The sequence below is a fragment of the Photobacterium kasasachensis genome (assembly GCF_050336885.1).
Lineage (GTDB): Bacteria > Pseudomonadota > Gammaproteobacteria > Enterobacterales > Vibrionaceae > Photobacterium > Photobacterium kasasachensis.
Genome location: NZ_JAKJSH010000004.1, coordinates 694,311 through 713,154, shown reverse-complemented (window position 1 = coordinate 713,154; position 18,844 = coordinate 694,311). Strand labels below are relative to the sequence as shown.

General features: G+C 49.3%; 15 protein-coding genes. 7 read left to right on the top strand and 8 right to left on the bottom strand.

Features of this window, described 5'->3' with window-relative positions; genetic code table 11:
* Nucleotides 1-67: 67 nt before the first annotated feature.
* On the bottom strand, nucleotides 68-1,312 hold the full coding sequence (locus L4D19_RS02980; protein ID WP_428451121.1) for an Lcl C-terminal domain-containing protein: 1,245 nt from the start codon (nucleotides 1,310-1,312) through the stop codon (nucleotides 68-70).
* A gap of 345 nt (nucleotides 1,313-1,657) precedes the next feature.
* Entirely contained in the window at nucleotides 1,658-3,235 is a 1,578-nt protein-coding gene (locus tag L4D19_RS02975) for an alkaline phosphatase (protein ID WP_428451120.1), read from the bottom strand.
* Nucleotides 3,236-3,486: 251 nt separating this feature from the next.
* Here L4D19_RS02975 and tnaC point away from each other — a divergent pair, with 251 nt between their 5' ends.
* From tnaC to pdxY, 4 genes are all read left to right on the top strand, one after another.
* A complete protein-coding gene (gene tnaC, locus L4D19_RS02970; protein ID WP_160653042.1) occupies nucleotides 3,487-3,585 on the top strand; it encodes a tryptophanase leader peptide in 99 nt (32 codons plus the stop codon).
* A gap of 449 nt (nucleotides 3,586-4,034) precedes the next feature.
* Nucleotides 4,035-5,504, top strand: coding sequence for a tryptophanase (tnaA, locus tag L4D19_RS02965; RefSeq protein ID WP_428451119.1), 1,470 nt, complete (start codon nucleotides 4,035-4,037; stop codon nucleotides 5,502-5,504).
* A gap of 108 nt (nucleotides 5,505-5,612) precedes the next feature.
* On the top strand, nucleotides 5,613-6,866 hold the full coding sequence (locus L4D19_RS02960; protein ID WP_428451118.1) for an aromatic amino acid transporter: 1,254 nt from the start codon (nucleotides 5,613-5,615) through the stop codon (nucleotides 6,864-6,866).
* 421 nt (nucleotides 6,867-7,287) lie between these two features.
* Nucleotides 7,288-8,163: a pyridoxal kinase PdxY gene (pdxY, locus tag L4D19_RS02955; RefSeq protein WP_428451117.1), complete on the top strand. Its 876-nt coding sequence runs from the start codon at nucleotides 7,288-7,290 to the stop codon at nucleotides 8,161-8,163.
* 107 nt (nucleotides 8,164-8,270) lie between these two features.
* On the opposite strand, the gene L4D19_RS02950 is transcribed toward pdxY, so the two are convergent.
* The 5 genes from L4D19_RS02950 to L4D19_RS02930 form a co-directional block, all read right to left on the bottom strand.
* A complete protein-coding gene (locus tag L4D19_RS02950; protein WP_428451116.1) occupies nucleotides 8,271-9,848 on the bottom strand; it encodes an alkaline phosphatase in 1,578 nt (525 codons plus the stop codon).
* Between the two features lie 227 nt (nucleotides 9,849-10,075).
* Entirely contained in the window at nucleotides 10,076-11,197 is a 1,122-nt protein-coding gene (locus L4D19_RS02945; protein WP_428451115.1) for an extracellular catalytic domain type 2 short-chain-length polyhydroxyalkanoate depolymerase, read from the bottom strand.
* Between the two features lie 248 nt (nucleotides 11,198-11,445).
* Nucleotides 11,446-12,060: a glutathione S-transferase family protein gene (locus tag L4D19_RS02940; protein ID WP_428451114.1), complete on the bottom strand. Its 615-nt coding sequence runs from the start codon at nucleotides 12,058-12,060 to the stop codon at nucleotides 11,446-11,448.
* A gap of 19 nt (nucleotides 12,061-12,079) precedes the next feature.
* Nucleotides 12,080-13,117 (bottom strand): NADP-dependent oxidoreductase, encoded by a 1,038-nt coding sequence (locus L4D19_RS02935; RefSeq protein ID WP_428451113.1) that lies wholly within the window; start codon nucleotides 13,115-13,117, stop codon nucleotides 12,080-12,082.
* Between the two features lie 125 nt (nucleotides 13,118-13,242).
* The gene (locus L4D19_RS02930; protein ID WP_428451112.1) at nucleotides 13,243-13,842 is read right to left on the bottom strand and encodes a TetR/AcrR family transcriptional regulator; all 600 of its coding nucleotides are present in this window, start codon (nucleotides 13,840-13,842) and stop codon (nucleotides 13,243-13,245) included.
* Nucleotides 13,843-13,981: 139 nt separating this feature from the next.
* Here L4D19_RS02930 and L4D19_RS02925 point away from each other — a divergent pair, with 139 nt between their 5' ends.
* Complete coding sequence (locus L4D19_RS02925) at nucleotides 13,982-15,145, top strand: alpha/beta hydrolase (protein WP_428451111.1); 1,164 nt, start codon at nucleotides 13,982-13,984, stop codon at nucleotides 15,143-15,145.
* Nucleotides 15,146-15,180: 35 nt separating this feature from the next.
* Here L4D19_RS02925 and L4D19_RS02920 read toward each other — a convergent pair whose 3' ends face one another.
* Nucleotides 15,181-16,143: a TDT family transporter gene (locus tag L4D19_RS02920; RefSeq protein ID WP_428451110.1), complete on the bottom strand. Its 963-nt coding sequence runs from the start codon at nucleotides 16,141-16,143 to the stop codon at nucleotides 15,181-15,183.
* Nucleotides 16,144-16,858: 715 nt separating this feature from the next.
* On the opposite strand from L4D19_RS02920, the gene L4D19_RS02915 reads away from it, so the two are divergent.
* A complete protein-coding gene (locus L4D19_RS02915) occupies nucleotides 16,859-18,115 on the top strand; it encodes an efflux RND transporter periplasmic adaptor subunit (RefSeq protein WP_428451109.1) in 1,257 nt (418 codons plus the stop codon).
* A gap of 9 nt (nucleotides 18,116-18,124) precedes the next feature.
* On the top strand, nucleotides 18,125-18,838 hold the full coding sequence (locus tag L4D19_RS02910) for an ABC transporter ATP-binding protein (RefSeq protein ID WP_428451108.1): 714 nt from the start codon (nucleotides 18,125-18,127) through the stop codon (nucleotides 18,836-18,838).
* The last annotated feature ends 6 nt before the right edge of the window (nucleotides 18,839-18,844 follow it).

The following is an 18,844-nucleotide window of genomic DNA, read 5'->3' as shown; positions in this document are numbered from 1 at the left end:
TTGGTTGCCGGCGGATCTCGGCGTTTATTGACTTCGTTCAGCCCTGGTTGCCCTTGTTGCGATGGCGTTAGGAAAAATTTCGAATGCACCTTACCTTGTTGCTCGCCCGTAAGATATCTCCCTGCGGTCCTTTGTAATAAAAGGTGCCATTTGAATCGGTCACCGATTGTGCGCCGGGCTCGGTAGATACGTCGAGCTTGTCGTTGCTGCGCTGTGCTCCCGCGCCATGAACATCAAGAATATTGCCGCTTATGTAACCAAGTGCTCGCCCAAAAGAGACATAAGCGGCATTGCTGCCATTATTATCATTGTCTACATGTGTGGTTGAGCTCCAGTAATAGCCCCAGTCGGTGATGCTTTCTTCGTTCGTGAATGAGGTGGCGTTGAATATTGGATCTATTGCGGCCTCACCGTCGGTATCCGGTGTGCGTGTGTAGTCCAGGATACTCTGTAGCTCTTTGGCATTGGGTAAACGCCAGTCTGAATGCGAGGCGGTTGTTGCCGTCTCGCACTGAGAGATTGCATCGTCCCAATTGCTAGATTTGCTGTCATTTTGTTGCCACATTAAGCCCGTCGCGTTGTCGCTCACGGTGTCGTCGCCGTTGTCGACAAATGCGTTTACCCCGTACTCGGTGTTGCCTGTTACGCAGCGCACATAAAATTCCTTGATATGCGTCGGGTAACCTTTGATACGGCCGTCAACATAGTTAACTCCGAACATCGTCGGATCGCCGTTCATTGTCGTGCTCAGATAGAGTGTGGAGGAGGCATACTGGGCATCGATAATCCGGTCTCCGGCGTTAATCCCATCGGCGGTGGTGGTGTCACCGAAAGCCCAGTCGAAGGCACTATCAATGAAAGGAACAAGGCTCGAGGTGTCTGAGCCCGTATATGAACTGGGATCCTTTCCACTGAACAAGATCAGGGAATAGGCTTCTTTGATACTAGGCAGGCGCCAGTCTTGTCGCCCCGCAAGGCTGAGATCGTCACAGTAAGTGACGGCTTCACTCTGCTCTAGCTTATCGGCATAGTTCACTGCCCCGTCGTTGTTTAAATCGGAGCTTTGTTGCCAGATAAGGCCTGTGACGTTGTCTGTGACGGTCACCCCGTCTGAGCTGACGGTGTAACTCGGCTGATTACCGGCGTAATCTCCGTCATGTCCCTGGCCACTGCAGGGGGTGACGAGGCCAGTTGATGAGCTGTAGCAATCCGTTTGATTGGTATCTACGATTTTATAGCCGCTGGCAGTCGAGCTGGTCGCTGTTGCAGCGCTTTCGGATGAGGAGCCGTCACAACCTGTTAAGGCAAGCATTGAGCTCACTGCCACGAAGGCGAATAACTGTCTTATTATGAAAGGGCCTATAGCAGGGGTAATGGCTGGCTGCTGAGTTGCAGAGTGAAATATCATAATGGCTTCCCTATGTCAGTGAGATGGCATGATATCCATGTTGAACGTATCGGAATGTTGGATAGTCTATGAGGACAATGTGCAGGAAATATGCAGAAATTAGGGAAGAAAGTGGTGATGTTTCTTTGCTTCACATTAACTTATTGGGCGACTATCTAGCCTGAAGTCGGCAGGTGCTGAATAGAAAACAGCCTCGGGCACAGTTGCCCAAGGCTGTTTGTACAAAGCTGGCATGGTGTTTCTGTGCGCTTAATTCACCAGGCTTTTAATGTACTCGCCCAGCTCCGAGTGGTGCATGATTTTTGACACCGGGACAATCTCTTTCAGCGGTCCCCAGGCAAAGACGTTGACTGGCGTATGGGTATGGGTACCTGTGCCCCAAACGGTATTTTGGGCAGTTGCCTGCTCGCGAGCCAGCAGGTTGCCACGGTCGTTGTACGGGAAGAAGGCATCAAAGTCTTTGATTGTCGGGATGTCTTTCAGCTTGAGGTACTTATGGTTACCTTTAAAGTACGGGTTTGGCTTGGTTTCCAAGACGTTAGCTGCCTGTGCCGTGGTGATCGGGAAGCTGCTGTTGGTGTTGACGATATTAGCCAGTTTTTCCGCCGTTTGCTGCGATGGCTCTAGCTTGTCAAACTCGCCTAACATGGCGGCGTAACTCAGCTTCTGGTTGTACAGGCCATCCAGAATTTCGAATTGGCCAAAGTTGAAATTAGGGGCGTAGTCGCGTTTCTGGAAGGCCTCGCCTGAACGCTTCTCTGGTGTCGGGAGCTCGTTCGATGAGTAACTAAAGCCGAATGATCCGGTTTCGTGGTCGGCGGTGACGATGATGAGTGTATCGTCACGATCTTTGGCCCATTCGTAAACGGAGCCCACGGCCTCGTCAAACTTGATCATTTCATGCAGCATGGTGCCGGCATCGTTGCTGTGGCCTGCCCAGTCTATCTGCCCGCCTTCAACCATGAGGAAGAAACCGTCCTTGTCTTTAGATAGTAAGGCAAGGGCCTTTTCCGTCATCTCTTTCAGGGTTGGCTGGGTACGGTCCGGATCATTTTTCGAGTTGGTGTAGGCAACGCCGTCATTCATGCCTGAGTAGGCGAAGAGCCCCAGTAGTTTGTCGCCCTGGGCGGCTTCGAGCATCTCCTTGTTGAAGGCGAGGCTGTAACCGTCATTTTTGGCTTCGGTAAGCAGGTTACGATCGTCTTTGCGTTTGGATTTCAGCTTGACGTCTCCCTGGGTAAGGACTTCCAGCTCTTTATAGACGGCACCTTTATCGTTGGTCGATTTAGGGATCCAGTGACGCAAACCGCCAGACAACATGACATCGACATTGGTTTCCAGCATATCAGAGGCGATATCATTTTCCAGCGAACGGTGTGGCTGGTGGGCGGCAAAGGCGGCGGGGGTTGCATGGGTCAGGCGGGTATCGGAAATGAGCCCCGTGGCCTTTCCGGCGCGCTTGGCTTTTTCAAGCACGGTTTCGACATAGTTGCCGTTGGCATCGATGCCTATCACTTCCGATCCTGTGTAGATGCCGGTGGCCAGCATCGTTGCCGAACATGCAGAGTCGACCACGATCGCGTCTTCCGGATGGGTCAGTGACGAGCCGATAACGCCCTCTTGGGCAAGTTTAAAGAGGGCCGTTGTGTCGCCCTTGTAAATAGAGTGAGGTGCATTGCTGGCGTAGGTTTCCAATAAGCCGACCTGTTGCGGCCCCATGCCGTCACCAATCATTAGGATGACGTTTTTGATTTCTGCCGAGTGTGCTGAGAAGGAGAACGTAGAGGTTACCGCGGCAAAAATGAGAGGTTTAACAATGTGTTTCATTTTAAAATCCTGATATTAAAATACGGCGATAGTAAATCAAGGACTTATGACGGTTTTATTGCAGTAATAAGTATTTGATATGAATTGTGGTGCAATTATCTTTTTTATTGTGCATCTGTGTTGTGAATAAAACCGGTGAATTTTTATTTGCCCTGATCACACTTATTGATCATCAATATATATTTATTAATTTAACTATAGGATGATGACTTCATCAATTTCGAATATTGCTTTTCAGATAGGAACATAAGATGGACGTGTACCTCAAATTGCAATCTCCCTCACAGCCGATATTATCGGCTTGGTATAACGTAGATCATAAGCTCTCTTTCCGTCTTTCTTCTGAGTAAGTCCTTCCGGCGTTATTACGCCGAACATTAGCACTTAATATTTTGTACCCATGTCACTTTGTGGTGAATAAGGGTGATTTGAATTAATAGTGTTAATGCATTTAATTTATTTGTCTGATAATTAAATTGTATTTTCATCTGAGAGCATAATATGAATATGTGCCCTAAATTGAAAGTATCATCACAGCCATTACTGACGCCATGGTATGTTGAAGACTGTAAGCTTTCTGACTTCTTCCCGATACAGTCAATATCTATATCGTAAATAATAGAACGCTGTTGTTTCTATTAATTCAAGCTAAATGATTATTTTGATGTTCGTTATTTATTTAACGTGTCTGCGTTCGTCTTGAAATTAGCACGTTAGATAGATTTTAAAACATCTGGCGATATTATTACCCATTTCTAAAAGGTGCGGTTAAGCACCTGATATGATTAAAGGCATTATTATGGAAAACTTTAAACACCTACCTGAACCATTCCGTATTCGTGTTATTGAGCCGGTTAAACGTACCACCCGTGCCTATCGTGAAGAGGCTGTATTAAAAGCGGGTATGAACCCGTTTTTGCTAGATAGTGAAGATGTGTTTATTGATCTGTTGACCGACAGCGGGACAGGTGCCATCACCCAAGATATGCAGGCAGCTATGTTGCGTGGTGATGAAGCCTATAGCGGCAGTCGCAGCTACCACGCATTGGCAGATGCGGTGAAAGACATCTTTGGCTATGAGCTAACGATCCCGACCCACCAGGGCCGTGGTGCCGAGCAGATCTACATTCCGGTTCTGATCAAAAAACGCGAGGCCGAAAAAGGGCTTGATCGCAGCAAGATGGTTGCCTTGTCAAACTACTTCTTTGATACCACTCAGGGTCACACCCAGGTGAACTGCTGCGTGGCGAAAAATGTCTACACCGAAGAAGCGTTTGATACCGCGGTCAATGCAGACTTCAAGGGTAACTTTGATCTGGTCAAGCTTGAGGAAGCGATCATCGAAGCAGGTCCGGCCAACGTGCCTTATATCGTCAGCACCATTACCTGTAACTCCGCAGGTGGTCAGCCGGTTTCTATCGCGAACCTGAAAGCCGTGTATGAAATTGCCCGTAAATATGACATTCCGGTGATCATGGATTCTGCCCGCTATGCAGAGAATGCCTACTTTATTCAGCAGCGTGAAGAAGGCTATCAGGACTGGACGATCGAAGAGATCACCCGCGAGAGCTATAAGTACGCAGATGGCCTTGCGATGTCGGCCAAGAAAGATGCCATGGTCCAGATGGGCGGCCTGCTTTGCTTTAAAGATGAATCCATGATGGACGTGTACACCGAGTGCCGGACCTTGTGTGTGGTGCAGGAAGGCTTCCCTACCTACGGCGGCCTGGAAGGTGGTGCGATGGAACGCCTTGCTGTTGGCCTGTATGACGGTATGCGCCAGGAGTGGCTGGCCTACCGTATCGGTCAGGTTCAGTATCTTGTCGACGGCCTGGAGGAACTGGGTATTGTTTGTCAGCAAGCTGGCGGTCACGCTGCGTTTGTCGATGCGGGCAAGCTGTTGCCGCATATCCCTGCCGAGCAGTTCCCGGCACATGCGCTGGCTTGCGAGCTCTATAAAGTGGCGGGGATCCGTGCGGTTGAAATCGGCTCATTACTGCTGGGTCGTGATCCTGCGACAGGGAAGCAACACCCGTGTCCGGCTGAGTTGCTTCGTCTGACTATCCCCCGTGCGACTTACACCCAGACGCACATGGATTTCATCATTGAGGCCTTTGAAGAAGTGAAGAAGAACGCGACGAACGTGAAAGGACTGGAGTTTACCTACGAGCCTCCGGTACTTCGCCACTTTACGGCTCGGCTTAAAGAAGTTGAGCCTGTGAAGCCGGCAGTGAAGACGCCGGAAGTCAAGGTACTTGAAGAAGCATAGCAACCTTAAAAGAGCGCCCCGATGGGCGCTCTTTTCCTAAACACATACTCAAAAAAACAGTTTAGGTTCATGGTTCCAATAACGTGAAATTAGAAGAGTGACTGAATTATGGATAAAAGTCCGTCGTTAGTGGTAAATGATACAGTGAAGGAAAAGCATCCGTCGTTAATTGGCGGGGCATGCATTATCGCCAGTGTTTGCGTCGGGGCCGGAATGCTCGGTTTGCCCAGTGCCGGTGCAGGGGCATGGACAATCTGGTCGGTGCTGGCGATCACATTGACAATGGTCGTCATGACGGTGTCGGGGTGGATGTTACTGGAGGCCTTTAAACATTACGACTTAAAGGTGTCGTTCAATACGGTAACGAAAGACATGCTTGGCGATAAAGCCAACATGTTCAATAACCTGATGGTGTATTTTGTCGGTGGGATATTGCTCTATGCCTATATCACCTCTTCCGGTCTTATCCTTCAGGATGTGTTGGGCATCGACAGTAAAATCAGTTCAGTATTGTTTGTTTTGGTATTTTCGGCTTTCGTGTGGCATTCAACACGAGCAGTAGACCGCATCTCTGTTTTACTCATTATCTTTATGGTCTTAAGCTTCGCGTTCGGTGTGTCAGGGCTGGCCGTCAAAGTTGACATGTCTATACTGTTTGATTCCATCAATGAAAAAGCAAACTATGCACCTTACGCAATGGCGATGCTGCCCGTTGCGCTGACGTCGTTTGGTTATCACCATTCGGTTTCGTCAATGCGTGCCTATTACGGGGATGAGAGCAAAGCCAAAAAAGCGATTTTGGGCGGCACCACGATTGCACTTGGCCTGTACTTCCTGTGGCTATTCAGCATTTTTGGCAACTTGCCGAGAAACCAGTTTGGCCCGGTGATTGAGCAGGGCGGTAATGTCGATGCCTTGTTGACCGCGCTGGGCTCTGTGATTGAGTCCGAAAAAGTAGCGAATGCGATCAATGCTTTCTCGATGGCGGCCATTCTGTCTTCATTTATCGGGGTTGGGCTCGGGGTGTTTGATTACCTGGCTGATCTGTTCAAGTTCGAAGACACCAGACAAGGTCGTGCCAAAACCTGGGCGGTGACCTTTCTGCCGCCATTGGTTATGTCACTGCTGTTCCCGTTTGGTTTTGTGATAGCCATCGGTTATGCCGGCGCTGCCGCTACGGTGTGGACCTGTATTATTCCGGCTCTTCTGGTCAGAAAGTCGAGAACATTGGCAAATGGTCGCGAAGGATTTAGGGCTCCGGGGGGCCAGGTAATGATTGCCTTGGTGATAGGCTTCGGGATATTAACTGCGGTATTCCACTTTATGGCGATGCTGGGTATTCTTCCGGCGTTTACTGGCTAAAAACATTAGTCGTTATTACCTCCTTGGGATTGGCTATCTTATTTGAATGTTGCCTGTGCAGAGAAAGGTAGCCAATCTTTATCGGAAATATCCATTATTAACCTATAGTTTATAAACCTACTTTATACCCACAAACCACTCTTTCTGGCCGCTATCATGATGTTTAAATGTATGATAAATTCTAGGCCGTATCAGCGCGACTCAATATGTAATTTCGATATGAATTGCGAGCTGAAATCTAATGACAATTACCTTTAACTGCCATTAACAAAAATAAAAATACTGCCAAATTGTGTTGTTCATTCTCTCTTCCTGAGAAATACAGTTTGGATTGTTTCTAAAATAAGTAATACCTGAGCTATCTCTACGCTCGCCGCGACGAGTTTCTTGAGGCACTTCGGTATTTAGAAAGGAAAACATTATGCGCGGCATTTTATCTATTCAATCTCATGTGGCATACGGGCATGCAGGCAATAGCTCGGCGGTTTTTCCGATGCAAAGAATGGGATTTGAAGTATGGCCAATTCATACTGTTCAGTTTTCCAACCATACTCAATATAAACAAGGTTGGACTGGACGTGCCTTTTCGGCATCAGATATAGATGAGCTGGTTCAAGGCCTCGATAATATTGATGCATTATCGCGTTGTGAGGCGATTCTTACCGGTTATCAAGGCAGTGCAGAGCAGTGCGAGGCGGTGATCCGAACTGTCGAAAAAGTGAAGGCTCAAAACCCGTCTGCGATTTATGTTTGCGATCCTGTAATGGGCGCGCCGGATAAAGGGTGTATTGTGGCTCCCGGTATTGCGGAACACCTGGTCAATGACCTTATGCCCATCGCTGATGTCATCGTGCCAAATCAGTTCGAGCTCAGCCAGTTCGCGCAGATGGAAATCAACACCCTTTCTGATGCTGTAGCAGCTTGCCATATTGCATTGGAAAAAGGGCCTAAGGCTGTGCTTGTTAAGCACCTGTATTGCATTTCTGACAACAAATTCAGCATGATGCTGGCTACCCGCGAAGGCTGTTTTCTTGCTCAGCGTCCCCACCTGCCGTTTGAGCTGCAACCTGTCGGCGTCGGTGATCTGATTTCTGCCGTCTTTACCGCCGGTTTGCTTAAGGGCAATTCGCCAAGCGAGGCCTTCCAGCATTGCCATGATGCCTGCTACGGGGTGCTTAAACGCACGCAGCAACAAAATGAATGGGAGCTGCAAACCGTTCTGGCGCAGGATGAGCTTGTCGAGCCAAGTGAGACATTCCCAGTTGAGATGCTCGATGTACAGTTGACATCGGCTTAATCCAGCGCCGGTAACATTTATCTAGCGCTCCCGATATCAATAAGGCTCTGAGTATTGGCTCAGAGCCTTTTTGTTTCCACTGACTTTTAACCAGTGTTGTCAGCAGCCTATTTCACCTTGCTCATCACGTATTCGCCCAGTTCTGAGTGGTGCATGATTTTTGATACTGGAATAATTTCTTCCAGTGGCCCCCAGGCAAATACATTCACCGGTGTATGGGTGTGTGTGCCTGTGCCCCATACGGTGTGTTGTGCTGTTGCCTGTTCACGGGCGAGCAGGTTTTCGCGGTAGTTGTATGGGAAGAAAGCATCAAAGTCGTTGATCTTAGGAACCTGCTTGGCAGCAAGGTGCTTGTGGCCTTTGCGGTAATACGGATTCGGCTTTATCTGCAAGACGTTGGAGGCCTGGGCGACAGTGATAGGGAAGTCACTATTGGCATTGACGATCTCTGCGAGCTTTTCAGGTGTTTTATGGCTGCCTTCCAGCGCATCAAACGCCTTTATCATCGCTGAGTAGCTTTGCTTCTGGTTGTATAGTTTGTCGAGAATATCAAACGAGCCAAAATTATAGTTCGGAGCATAGTCGAGCTTCCGGAAAGCTTCTCCGCTTCGCTGTTCAGGTGCAGGAATGTCTTTTGACGAATAACTGAACCCAAAGGAGCCTGTCTCGTGATCGGCTGTGACGATGATCAGGGTATCATTCCGACCCTTGGCCCACTCATAGACTGAATCGATGGCTTCGTCGAATTTGATCATTTCGTGCAGCATGCGTCCGGCATCGTTTCTGTGTCCTGCCCAGTCAATCTGGCCGCCTTCGACCATCAGAAAGAAACCGTCTTCGTCTTTCGACAGCACGGCCAGGGCTTTTTCTGTCATCTCTTTGAGCGTCGGCTGCGTGCGGGCGGGATCGTTTTTCGAGTTGCTATGGGCTATGCCGTCATTCATGCCCGAGTAGGCAAATAGTCCCAGTAATTTATCCCCCTGTGAGTTATCAAGCATCTTCCTGTTAAAGGCCAGGCTATAGCCGTCGGCTTGTGCTTCCGTTAACAGGTTTCGGTCATCTTTGCGTTTGGATTTGAGTTTGACGTCTCCCCGGGTAAGGGTAGCCAGTTTTTTGTAAACCGATCCTTTGTCATTGGTTGATTGTGGGATCCAGTGACGCAGGCCACCGGAGAGCATCACGTCGGCACCGGTTTCCAGCATATCGGCAGCAATATCGTTCTCGAGCGAACGATGCGGTTGGTGCGCGGCAAACGAAGCCGGGGTGGCGTGTGTCAGGCGAGTATCCGACACTAGTCCGGTTGCCTTACCAAGCCGTTTGGCTTTCTGCAGTACGGTTTCGACATGGTCGCCGTTGGCGTTGATACCAATGACTTCCGAGGCGGTAGCAAGGCCGGTTGCCAGCATTGTGGCCGAGCACGCTGAATCGACCACAATGGCTTCATCCGGGTGGGTTAATGAGGAGCCGACCACACCTTCCAGGGCGAGCTGGTACAGGGCGGTGCTATCGCCCTGATAGATGGAGTTGGGGGCATTGTTGGCATAGGTTTCCAACAGTCCGACCTGCTGCGGCCCCATACCGTCTCCAATCATAAAGATAACGTTTTTGATTTCTGCCGAGAGAGCAGACATGGAGAAGGTGGATGCCGCGGCGGCAATGATGAGGGGTTTAACAATATGCTTCATTATATTTTCCTGATAGTGAATAGCCTACTGAAAGCGCCAATATATCAATTGATTCAATTGCTTGTGGCGATTGTTAGAGGTTGCAGCTAGGTTTCAACCCGTTTCTCGAGCGGCTGTTCATATCAGGTCATTGCGGGGAAGGGATGTCGAAAACTCTGGCATAAAAGCAGTACCGCGCGATTGCCCGATACTGCTTTTTTAGTGTTCCACGCTTCAATAAAGGAAGGTTAGTTTTGCGTCAGTTTCACCGGCTGACTGATCAGGCGGGCAATCATTTTATTGATGGCAACCATCTGTGGTGCTTCTTTGCTGTAATAGTTATACGGTGGCAAGTTATTGGTACTGTAGCCCCAGAAATCCCAGCACCCTTTCGGGTTCATGGGATTTAGCGATGATTTTTTTACCTGTGGGAAGAGCACAATCGTACTGTTGGTATCGGCCGCTTCCAGATACCCGGTTTCTTTTACATAGGTGGTCCCGATCACTGACACTCCCTGCTCACAACCATGCACGGCAACGTGGACTTTACATTGCTCTGTCTGGCAGTTTTCCGGCACATAGACAAAGGCTGTCTCGTTCATGCTGGTCAGCGGATCGTCAAAGAAGGCACTCTGATCAAATTCAATCAGTTCACCTGTGAGTGTTTTGGCCGCAGGTTTCTGATCACCATAGATATGCTTGAGAATACGCTGGGCCTGTGGAATGTCGCAGTCGTTGATAAACGGCGCTTTCGTTTTGCTACACGGGGTATCGTTTTGATCTGTGGTGATAAAGGCATGGCCTGCATCCACGCGGTTGTTGTAGAGGATCTGGTCATCACCGACGCCGAGTTTCTGGTAAAACTCCGCCGTGGTATCGACCACACCGGTGACGACGGTTTCGTCACTGGCGCCCGAGAAGATATAAACTTTGTCATCTTTCAGGTTGTCGACAGGATCGATTTTGCCGATACGGGCGGTTTGCTTAGCAAGATCGACCAGAAAACCACTGTTCGGATACATCATGGACGGACAGCCGACAATACTGCCTTTGCAGGGATTCATACAGGTCGTGGTAGCGGTCAGGATCGGCGTGATGAACGGGTTGCTAAACGGATTGTTACCGGCACAGTTCCATGGCCCCCCGGCAACTATTCCGGCCCCGACCAGTTCATCGGAAAAGGCGACGTGAAACTGGGCTGCCATGAAGGCACCGGAAGACAGTCCGGAGATAGAGGTCGCGTCGGGGAGCGCGTTCAGGGCCGGTAGTTCTGTTTTTGCCGCAAGGGCATAGCTACTGTAAGTAGTACTGAATAAAGCACTGAATAAAACAGACAACAGAGCAAGGGTGAGTTTAAGTTCCTTTATCATGTTTGTCTCCTGATAAATTAGAATATTAACAAAAGGTTAGTGATTGATTTGTTTATAGAATGCTGGGCTATAAGCTGAAGAAATAATATGCACACATAAGAATATTTACGTTTTGGCTTATGCCTGAAACAGGAAGATTTGCGAGTGAGACAGGATTGTAGAGTGATAGGCGCTGGGGATTTGCAAGGAACGTTAAACTAGCTCAAATAAATAAGCGGCCCCGAGATTACTCGGGGCCGCTCTGCTGTTTAGTGACTGGCCTCTATGTCATCGGCTTTGCGAAAAGCGGCATGGGTGCTGAGCTGTTTGGCGTAAGCGGCAATGTTGGGGAAGCTGCTCAGTGTGTTGTTGTTCGCTAATATCTCGACAATAAAGGACATCATAATGTCTGCCCCGGTGAGCTTGTCGGCCACCAGGTAGCGTTTTCCCTCGAGTGACTGGTCAAAATAGCTGATGACCTTGGCGATCTCGGCATCGGCATAACCGGCGAGGAAGTTAGTTTCACAACCATCTTTGTCGACGAACAGTTTTAGCAACAAAGGGAGGATCGCAGAGCTCTCGGCAAAGTGCATCCATTGCGAGTATTCGATATATTCCTTCGTTCCCTTTTGTGGCGACAATTGTCCGGCGGCATGCCTGTCGATGAGGTATTCAGTGATAGCCCCGGACTCGGCAATCACCATATCGTCATCTTCAATGACCGGCGATTTGCCCAGAGGGTGAATGGATTTCAGCTCCGGCGGTGCCAGAAACGTCACGCTATCGCGCTGATATGGGACTACTTTGTAGTCAAGCCCTAGCTCTTCCAGTAGCCAGATAATACGCTTAGAGCGCGATTGATTAAGGTGATGCAGTGTAATCATGGTTGGCTTCCTTGCGTGCTTATAGTGGCTGGTTAACCTGGATCACCAGTTTGCCGAAGTTCTTGCCTTCCAGCAGGCCGATAAAGGCTTCCGGTGCCTTATCAAGCCCTTCTACCAAATGCTCCCGGTACTGGATTTTGCCTTCGGCAAGCCACTGGGTCATGTCCTGAGCGAACTCGTTGTAGCGGTGTGCGTAGTCATCAAAAATGATGAATCCTTGCATCTTGATCCGCTTGATCAGCAGTGTGGCCATCAGCATCGAGATACGGTCCGGGCCATCTGGCAGGGAAGTTGCGTTGTACTGGGAGATCAAGCCACAGACCGGCACGCGGGCACCAGTGTTGAGCAATGGCAGCACCGCATCAAATACCTTGCCGCCGACATTTTCGAAATAGACATCGATGCCCTTGTCACAGGCTGCCTGCAGCTGTTGTTCGAAATCCGTCGCCTTGTGATCGATACACTCGTCGAAGCCCAATACCTCTTTGGCGTAGCGGCATTTCTCTTCGCCACCGGCTACCCCGATCACCCGGCATCCTTTAATTTTACCAATTTGTCCTACTGTCGCACCCACCGGGCCGGTTGCCGCAGCGACTACCAGTGTGTCACCTGGCTTCGGCTGGCCGATATCAAGCAAGCCCATATAGGCAGTAAAACCGGGCATGCCCAATACGCCTAATGCGTAGGATGGAGCTGTGGGTTGTTTCCCTAGTTTAAGCAGGCCTTCGCCATCAGAGATGCCATAACTCTGCCAACCGGTGTAGGCAAGTACCCACTCGCCGATTTCAAACTCAGGGTTGTTTGACTCGACAACCTGACACACCGTTGCACCGACCATGACATCATCAACGGCAACAGGATCGGCATAGGATTTGGCATCGTTCATGCGCCCGCGCATGTAGGGATCCAGTGAGAGGTATACACTGCGTAGCAATACTTCGCCCTCTGCCGGAACGGGTCTTTCAATGTCTTCCAAACGGAAGTTTGCCGGAGTAGGGGCACCGACTGGTCGGGAGGCTAACACAATACGTGAGTTGGTCTTTTGCGCATTTGTCATCGTACATTCCTTTTGAATTTCAGCTTTTTGACTGGTCTATAACTACCTAATTAGACCGGTCGTCTAGTAATGGTTTAAAAAAATCCCCGTCATCATACTGACGGGGTTTTGATTTCGTTCGTCGTTTAGCGGGTTGCTTTATCGACCAATAGGTTTTGGGTCGTTCTCATCGCCAGCTCCAGGCCTGATTGATCTTGTGTGAGCTTTCTCATCAAGCTAGCACCAATCCATAGGTTATAGAGTAGCTGGGCGGTCTCCTGGCTATCGCTGACGGTGATGGAGCCGTCTTTCACACCGTCATCAATACACTGGCGGATAGCCGAGATAATACTCGTGGCACCTTCTAATAGCGCCAGACGCATGGGCTCGGACAGATCAGAGACTTCGGCTGTTAGTTTGACTACCAGGCATTTCTGCGCACCACAGACACCATCTTCAACATCGACCCAACGCTGCCAGTAACTGATTAGGCGATCGTAAGGGGTGCCGTTATGATCACTGAACAGCAAGGTATCAAGCCGTTTAAGGTAGTTGGCAAAGTAGTCCTGGATCAAGGCCTCACCAAACTGCTCTTTGGATTTGAAGTAGTGATAAAACGAGCCTTTTGGTACTTCGGCGTGTTTTAACAGCTGTGACAGACCAACATTCGAAAACCCTTTGGCGACGATAAGTGCGTAGCCGGTGTCCAGAATATGTTGGCGAGTTTCATTCGTTTGTGCGTTCATGGCGGTAAGAGTAAAGCAAACTAGACCAGTCGTCTAGTCCTATTTTTCGCCTTTATTGACTTGAGGTATATTCACATTGTATTCATCTTGTAATGAATATGATTGTCATTAATCTCATTCAGTGTCAGGTATTTCCATCATGGCTGTTAGAAAACTTGCAGCAACCAGTATTGTATTGCTAACCCTTACGGGCTGTATTGGTCAGACGGCCGATCCGATGCTGAAGCCGTCGGCTGCGCTTGCCGACTATAAGCAGAGCTCTTTTCAGGAATACCTGGATCAAACTCGCGACTGGCTAGAGCGTAACCGGGTTTTTATTACCGAGCAGCATCAGCATCAGCAGGAGCTGGAACTGGTTATGCCATTTGAGCTCAAGCCGGATACCCCTCTGAAAGGCGGGGTGCTGCTGGTCCACGGTTTGGGTGACTCACCGTTTTCTTATGTCGATATTGCCAAGGATTTGGTTGCTCAGGGCTATCTGGTTCGCACTGTCTTGTTGCCCGGCCATGGTAGTAAACCAGCCGACTTAATGCTGCCGGATTACGAAGACTGGCAGTCGATTGTCAGCCATCATACGCAGTTGCTCGCGGATGAAGTGGGTGAGGTTTGGCTCGGTGGCTATTCAACTGGTGCCAATTTGGTAACCCATGAAGCGCTTGGCAATGACGATGTTGCCGGGCTATTGTTGTTCTCGCCTGCCTTTAAACCCAGGAGTGAGACAGTTCGCTTTGCATCGATTGCCTCCTGGTTCGTCGATTGGGCTGATATCGATGAAGAGACAAACATGACGCGCTATGATTCGTTGCCGATAAATGGCGCAGCCGTCTATTATCAAACCTCAGAAGTTGTCAGAGAGGCATTGCAGAATAAGCAATATACCAAGCCGGTCTTTATGGCTGTCAGCGAAGGCGATAGTGTGATTGATACCGATAAAGTGTCGGCTATCTTCAGCCAAAACTTTACCCACCCGAAAAGCCAGCTCGTGTGGTATGGCGATAATCCACCGACCGGTGAGCGGGTGGCAAGCTTTACCATGAACCTGCCGCAGCAGCGGATCAGTAACGGCTCCCATATGGGATTGTTGTTCTCGCCCGATAATGTACTTTACGGTACCGAGGGTAGCCTGAGGGTGTGTAACAACGGTCAGACTGAGGCGCAAACCCTGGACTGTCTGCAGGGGGCTGAAACCTGGTTTTCTGGCTGGGGATATACAGAGGCAGGTAAGAACCATGCCCGCCTGACGTGGAACCCCTATTACCAGACCAGCATCGAGATGATGCATCAGGTTATGAATCAGGGGTGATGCTGGTGTAGCCAGTCTCCGGAAAGAGCAAAGATTTAGGTCGAAGGCTGCTTGGTGAGTCTTGCCTTCGGCCAGTAGTACCCGATGTAGTTCCATCCCACCCACATGACCAGCCCGGTTGCGACCGTCAGTTCAAACAGTCCCAGTTTGCCAAGCCAGGCCCAGTGAGGAAAATCAATGACCAGCCACTGGGTCAGTCGCTCAATAGCCACCGCACTAATGACTGAAGGGAAGGTGACCGCAGCCAGCGAAGGCTGAAAGCGTTGCTTAAGCAAATTGAAGTAGCACAGGTAGACCAAAATGGTCATGGTAATGCCGACCCCGGCTAATGCGCCGGTCAGTACCGGATCCGGCTGTTCGACGTTGAGCAGGTAGGCGGTAAGTGACAGGTTAACAGGCGCCGCCATAATCGCCAGCGTTGGCCTAGCCGGGCGGGGCAGGCGTCCGGCAAAACAGAGGCGATATAGTACCAGAGGCAACATGACAAAGTAGATACCGACACAGGTATTGGTCATGGTGATCGCAAACTCGGTATGTCCGAGCTGCGGGCCGGCAAGGGTGCCGCTGATGGCGCCGACTGGGTACAGGAACCAGCTCGGGTACAGGTTGGTCAGGCGGAATCGGCGGATCTGGAAACTGAAAAAGTAGGTCAGCATGGCAAAATGGAGTATTAAGGCCGGATACCAGAGCAAGCGGGCACTTTCGATATGAATGGACGACAGATAATCAGCCAGTACCAGCATGGTCATGGTCATCGGCGCCATCAGGCTACCATAGAGAGGATGACGAAGATCCTGGATAAATCGCTGCGGGCTTAACAGGTATTTCAGGAGTACGGGCATCAGCAGGCATGCTCCGATAAACGCACAAAAACCGCGGATCACCTCTCCGCTGCCCGGTAAAAACAGAGACCACGCAAGGCCTGTTCCTGTTGTTGCCAGTGCCAGTGCGGCCTGTGCTGTTGGCACATGTCTCAGCGCATTCCCTATTGCGACCATTAAGCCTCTATTCCTACTTTCAAGAGATTGTGATGTAACGGTGGATCTTACACCAGGTTGGCGGTAAAAAGCGCCATTTTGAAATCAGTCAATAAGTGCTGCAGGTCACGTTTTAAACAGCTTTTCATGGAAATTGAATTTGCGAAAAGCAGATTTTCATACCATATTTAATATGAAGCTTGTGATGAGCTGTTTCTTGCTTAGCTTCTGGAGGATTAAGCTGTATTCATATGGCTCAAGGGTGCAAGTTTCGTGTCGGTGTTGATGTGAATCAACATTGGCAAAGCGAAAAGCTAAGTGCTTTATTGCTTAGTGACTTACAATTTGGTTAAGTGACAAAAAAGATATTTATACTTCTTCGCCAAATGACAAAGATGTCCGATTTAAAGAAGTGACTGCATCGGACACGGCATACTCAACGTAATGAGTGGCGAAGCCTCATGATGGCTACATGACCATCGTTACACCTTATGTGTGCTGAGTAGGTAGACTAAGGTGAAAAGAAATATAATCCAAGCCGCACTGCAATGGTGCGGCTTTTTATTACTCTCGCCACAGCCACCTACAGCAAATCGTCCCAATATCGGGAAAACCTCGTCCCATTAGCGGGATGCTTACTTTCTTCTTATAGCTACTGAACTCAAAAAATCATTTTAAATACAACAGTTTAAAAATTGGCCTGTTTTGTGCTCTATATCGCTTAGGAGGGATGATGATGGACAGAGTACGAAAGAAGCGAAGCCGGTTTAAACGTTGGATGTTACTGCCGGTTGCGGGTCTGCTTTGTGCGATGGCGCTGTGGGGCTATCGGCAGATAAACAAGCAATATGCAGGCTTTAATGTTGATCGCGATAGCCTGATCATTGGTGAAGTCCAATATGGTTCATTCAATGTCAGCGTGCGCGGACCTGGTGTGCTGTTACCGCTTCATGAGCGTTGGGTGGCGTCCCGTGTGGCTGGGCGTGTTGATCAGTTAAACGTTAAGCCGGGCACGTTCGTGAAGCAAGGCGAGACGTTAGTTGTCATGGTCAATCCACAATTAACACAGCGGGTTGAAGAGTTGGGCTGGGAGCTGAAAGCCATGGAGGCAAAACATCTGGCGGATAAGGTGTTGCTTGAATCTAAGCTATTGGATCAGGAAACCGTGATTTTGGCTGCCAAGATGCGCTATGACAAGAATGCCCTCAAGCTGGATGCTGAAACCGAACTGGTGACTATTGGCAATAGCACCGTTTCCCGTATCGATTACCAGCAATCTAAGCTGGATGTTGCCCAGCAACAGCTGGCGTGGCAGATAGAAGTCCGTCGACTTGAGAAGATGCGTCAGAATTTTGAGGCGCAGGTACATGCCGCCAATGCTAATTTCCAACGTCTGCATCAGCAGCATCAACGGGCGGTCAAGGATGTCGAGGCATTGACAATTACGGCGTCTATTGACGGTGTGGTGCAAGACATTCCTGTGGAATTGGGGCAGCGGGTCAGTGTCGGTACTAATCTGGCGTTGATTGGTCAGCAAGATCAGCTCTACGCGCAAGTGAATATTGCAGAAACACAAGTCAGGCAAGTTAGCCTGGATCAGGCTGTGACTGTCGATACCCGCAACAATTTAATCAAGGGAAAGGTTAGCCGGATTGCCCCGTCGGTGAATGACGGTATCGTCAAAGTAGACGTAATGTTCGCCCAACCTCTTCCTGCCGATGCCCGGCCCGATTTGTCTATTGATGCAAAGATAGCCATCGAACAAATTGATCGGGCGCTATTTGTAAGGCGTCCGACTTATGCCAAGGCCGATCAATTGAACAATGTCTATAAGCTCAGTGAGGACGGAAAAAGCGCATTTCGCCATGATGTTTATTTCGGAACAGGCTCCCTCTCACAAATCCTAATTAAAGAAGGGTTAAACCCCGGTGATCAGGTTATTTTGTCTGACTCCACACCTTGGCAAAGCTATGCGGAAATTAATATTTATTAAGGAACAGAAATGAAGGGAAATAATGTTCTTATTGAACTTAATAACGTGACCAAGGTGTTTTATACCGAGGAGCTAGAAACCCATGCATTATCCGATATTAGCCTCAGTATTAATGTCGGGGAATTCGTGGCAATTACCGGGCCTTCTGGTTGCGGCAAATCGACACTACTCTCTATTCTTGGTTTGCTTGATAGCAATACGGAAGGGAAGTATTTATTAAAAGAGAAAGATATATCCAAAGTATCACCTTCGCAGCGAGCCGTTATTCGAAATCAGAAGATGGGATTTATATTTCAGTCATTCAACCTGATCAGCGATTTAACCGTTGAGGAAAACGTTGCCTTGCCGCTTACCTATCGTAGTGACATCAAGCGTGGCGAGATTAAGAAAAAAGTTGACGATGCCTTGCTTAAGGTTGATATGGCCCATCGCTCGCAGCATTTTCCCGGTCAGCTTTCTGGTGGCCAACAGCAGCGGGTGGCTGTTGCCCGTGCCATCGTCGCCTCGCCATCGATTGTGTTTGCCGATGAGCCAACCGGTAATCTGGATTCGAAAAATGCCGCCATCGTGATGGAGCTGCTCAAGGCACTTCACCGTGATGGCTCGACGATTTGTATGGTGACCCATGATCCGGCCAGTGCGCTGTTAACTGATCGTGTGATTGAACTGTTCGATGGCAAATTGGTTGATATCAAATACCAACAATCAGAAAAAGTAGCGTAGGAGCCA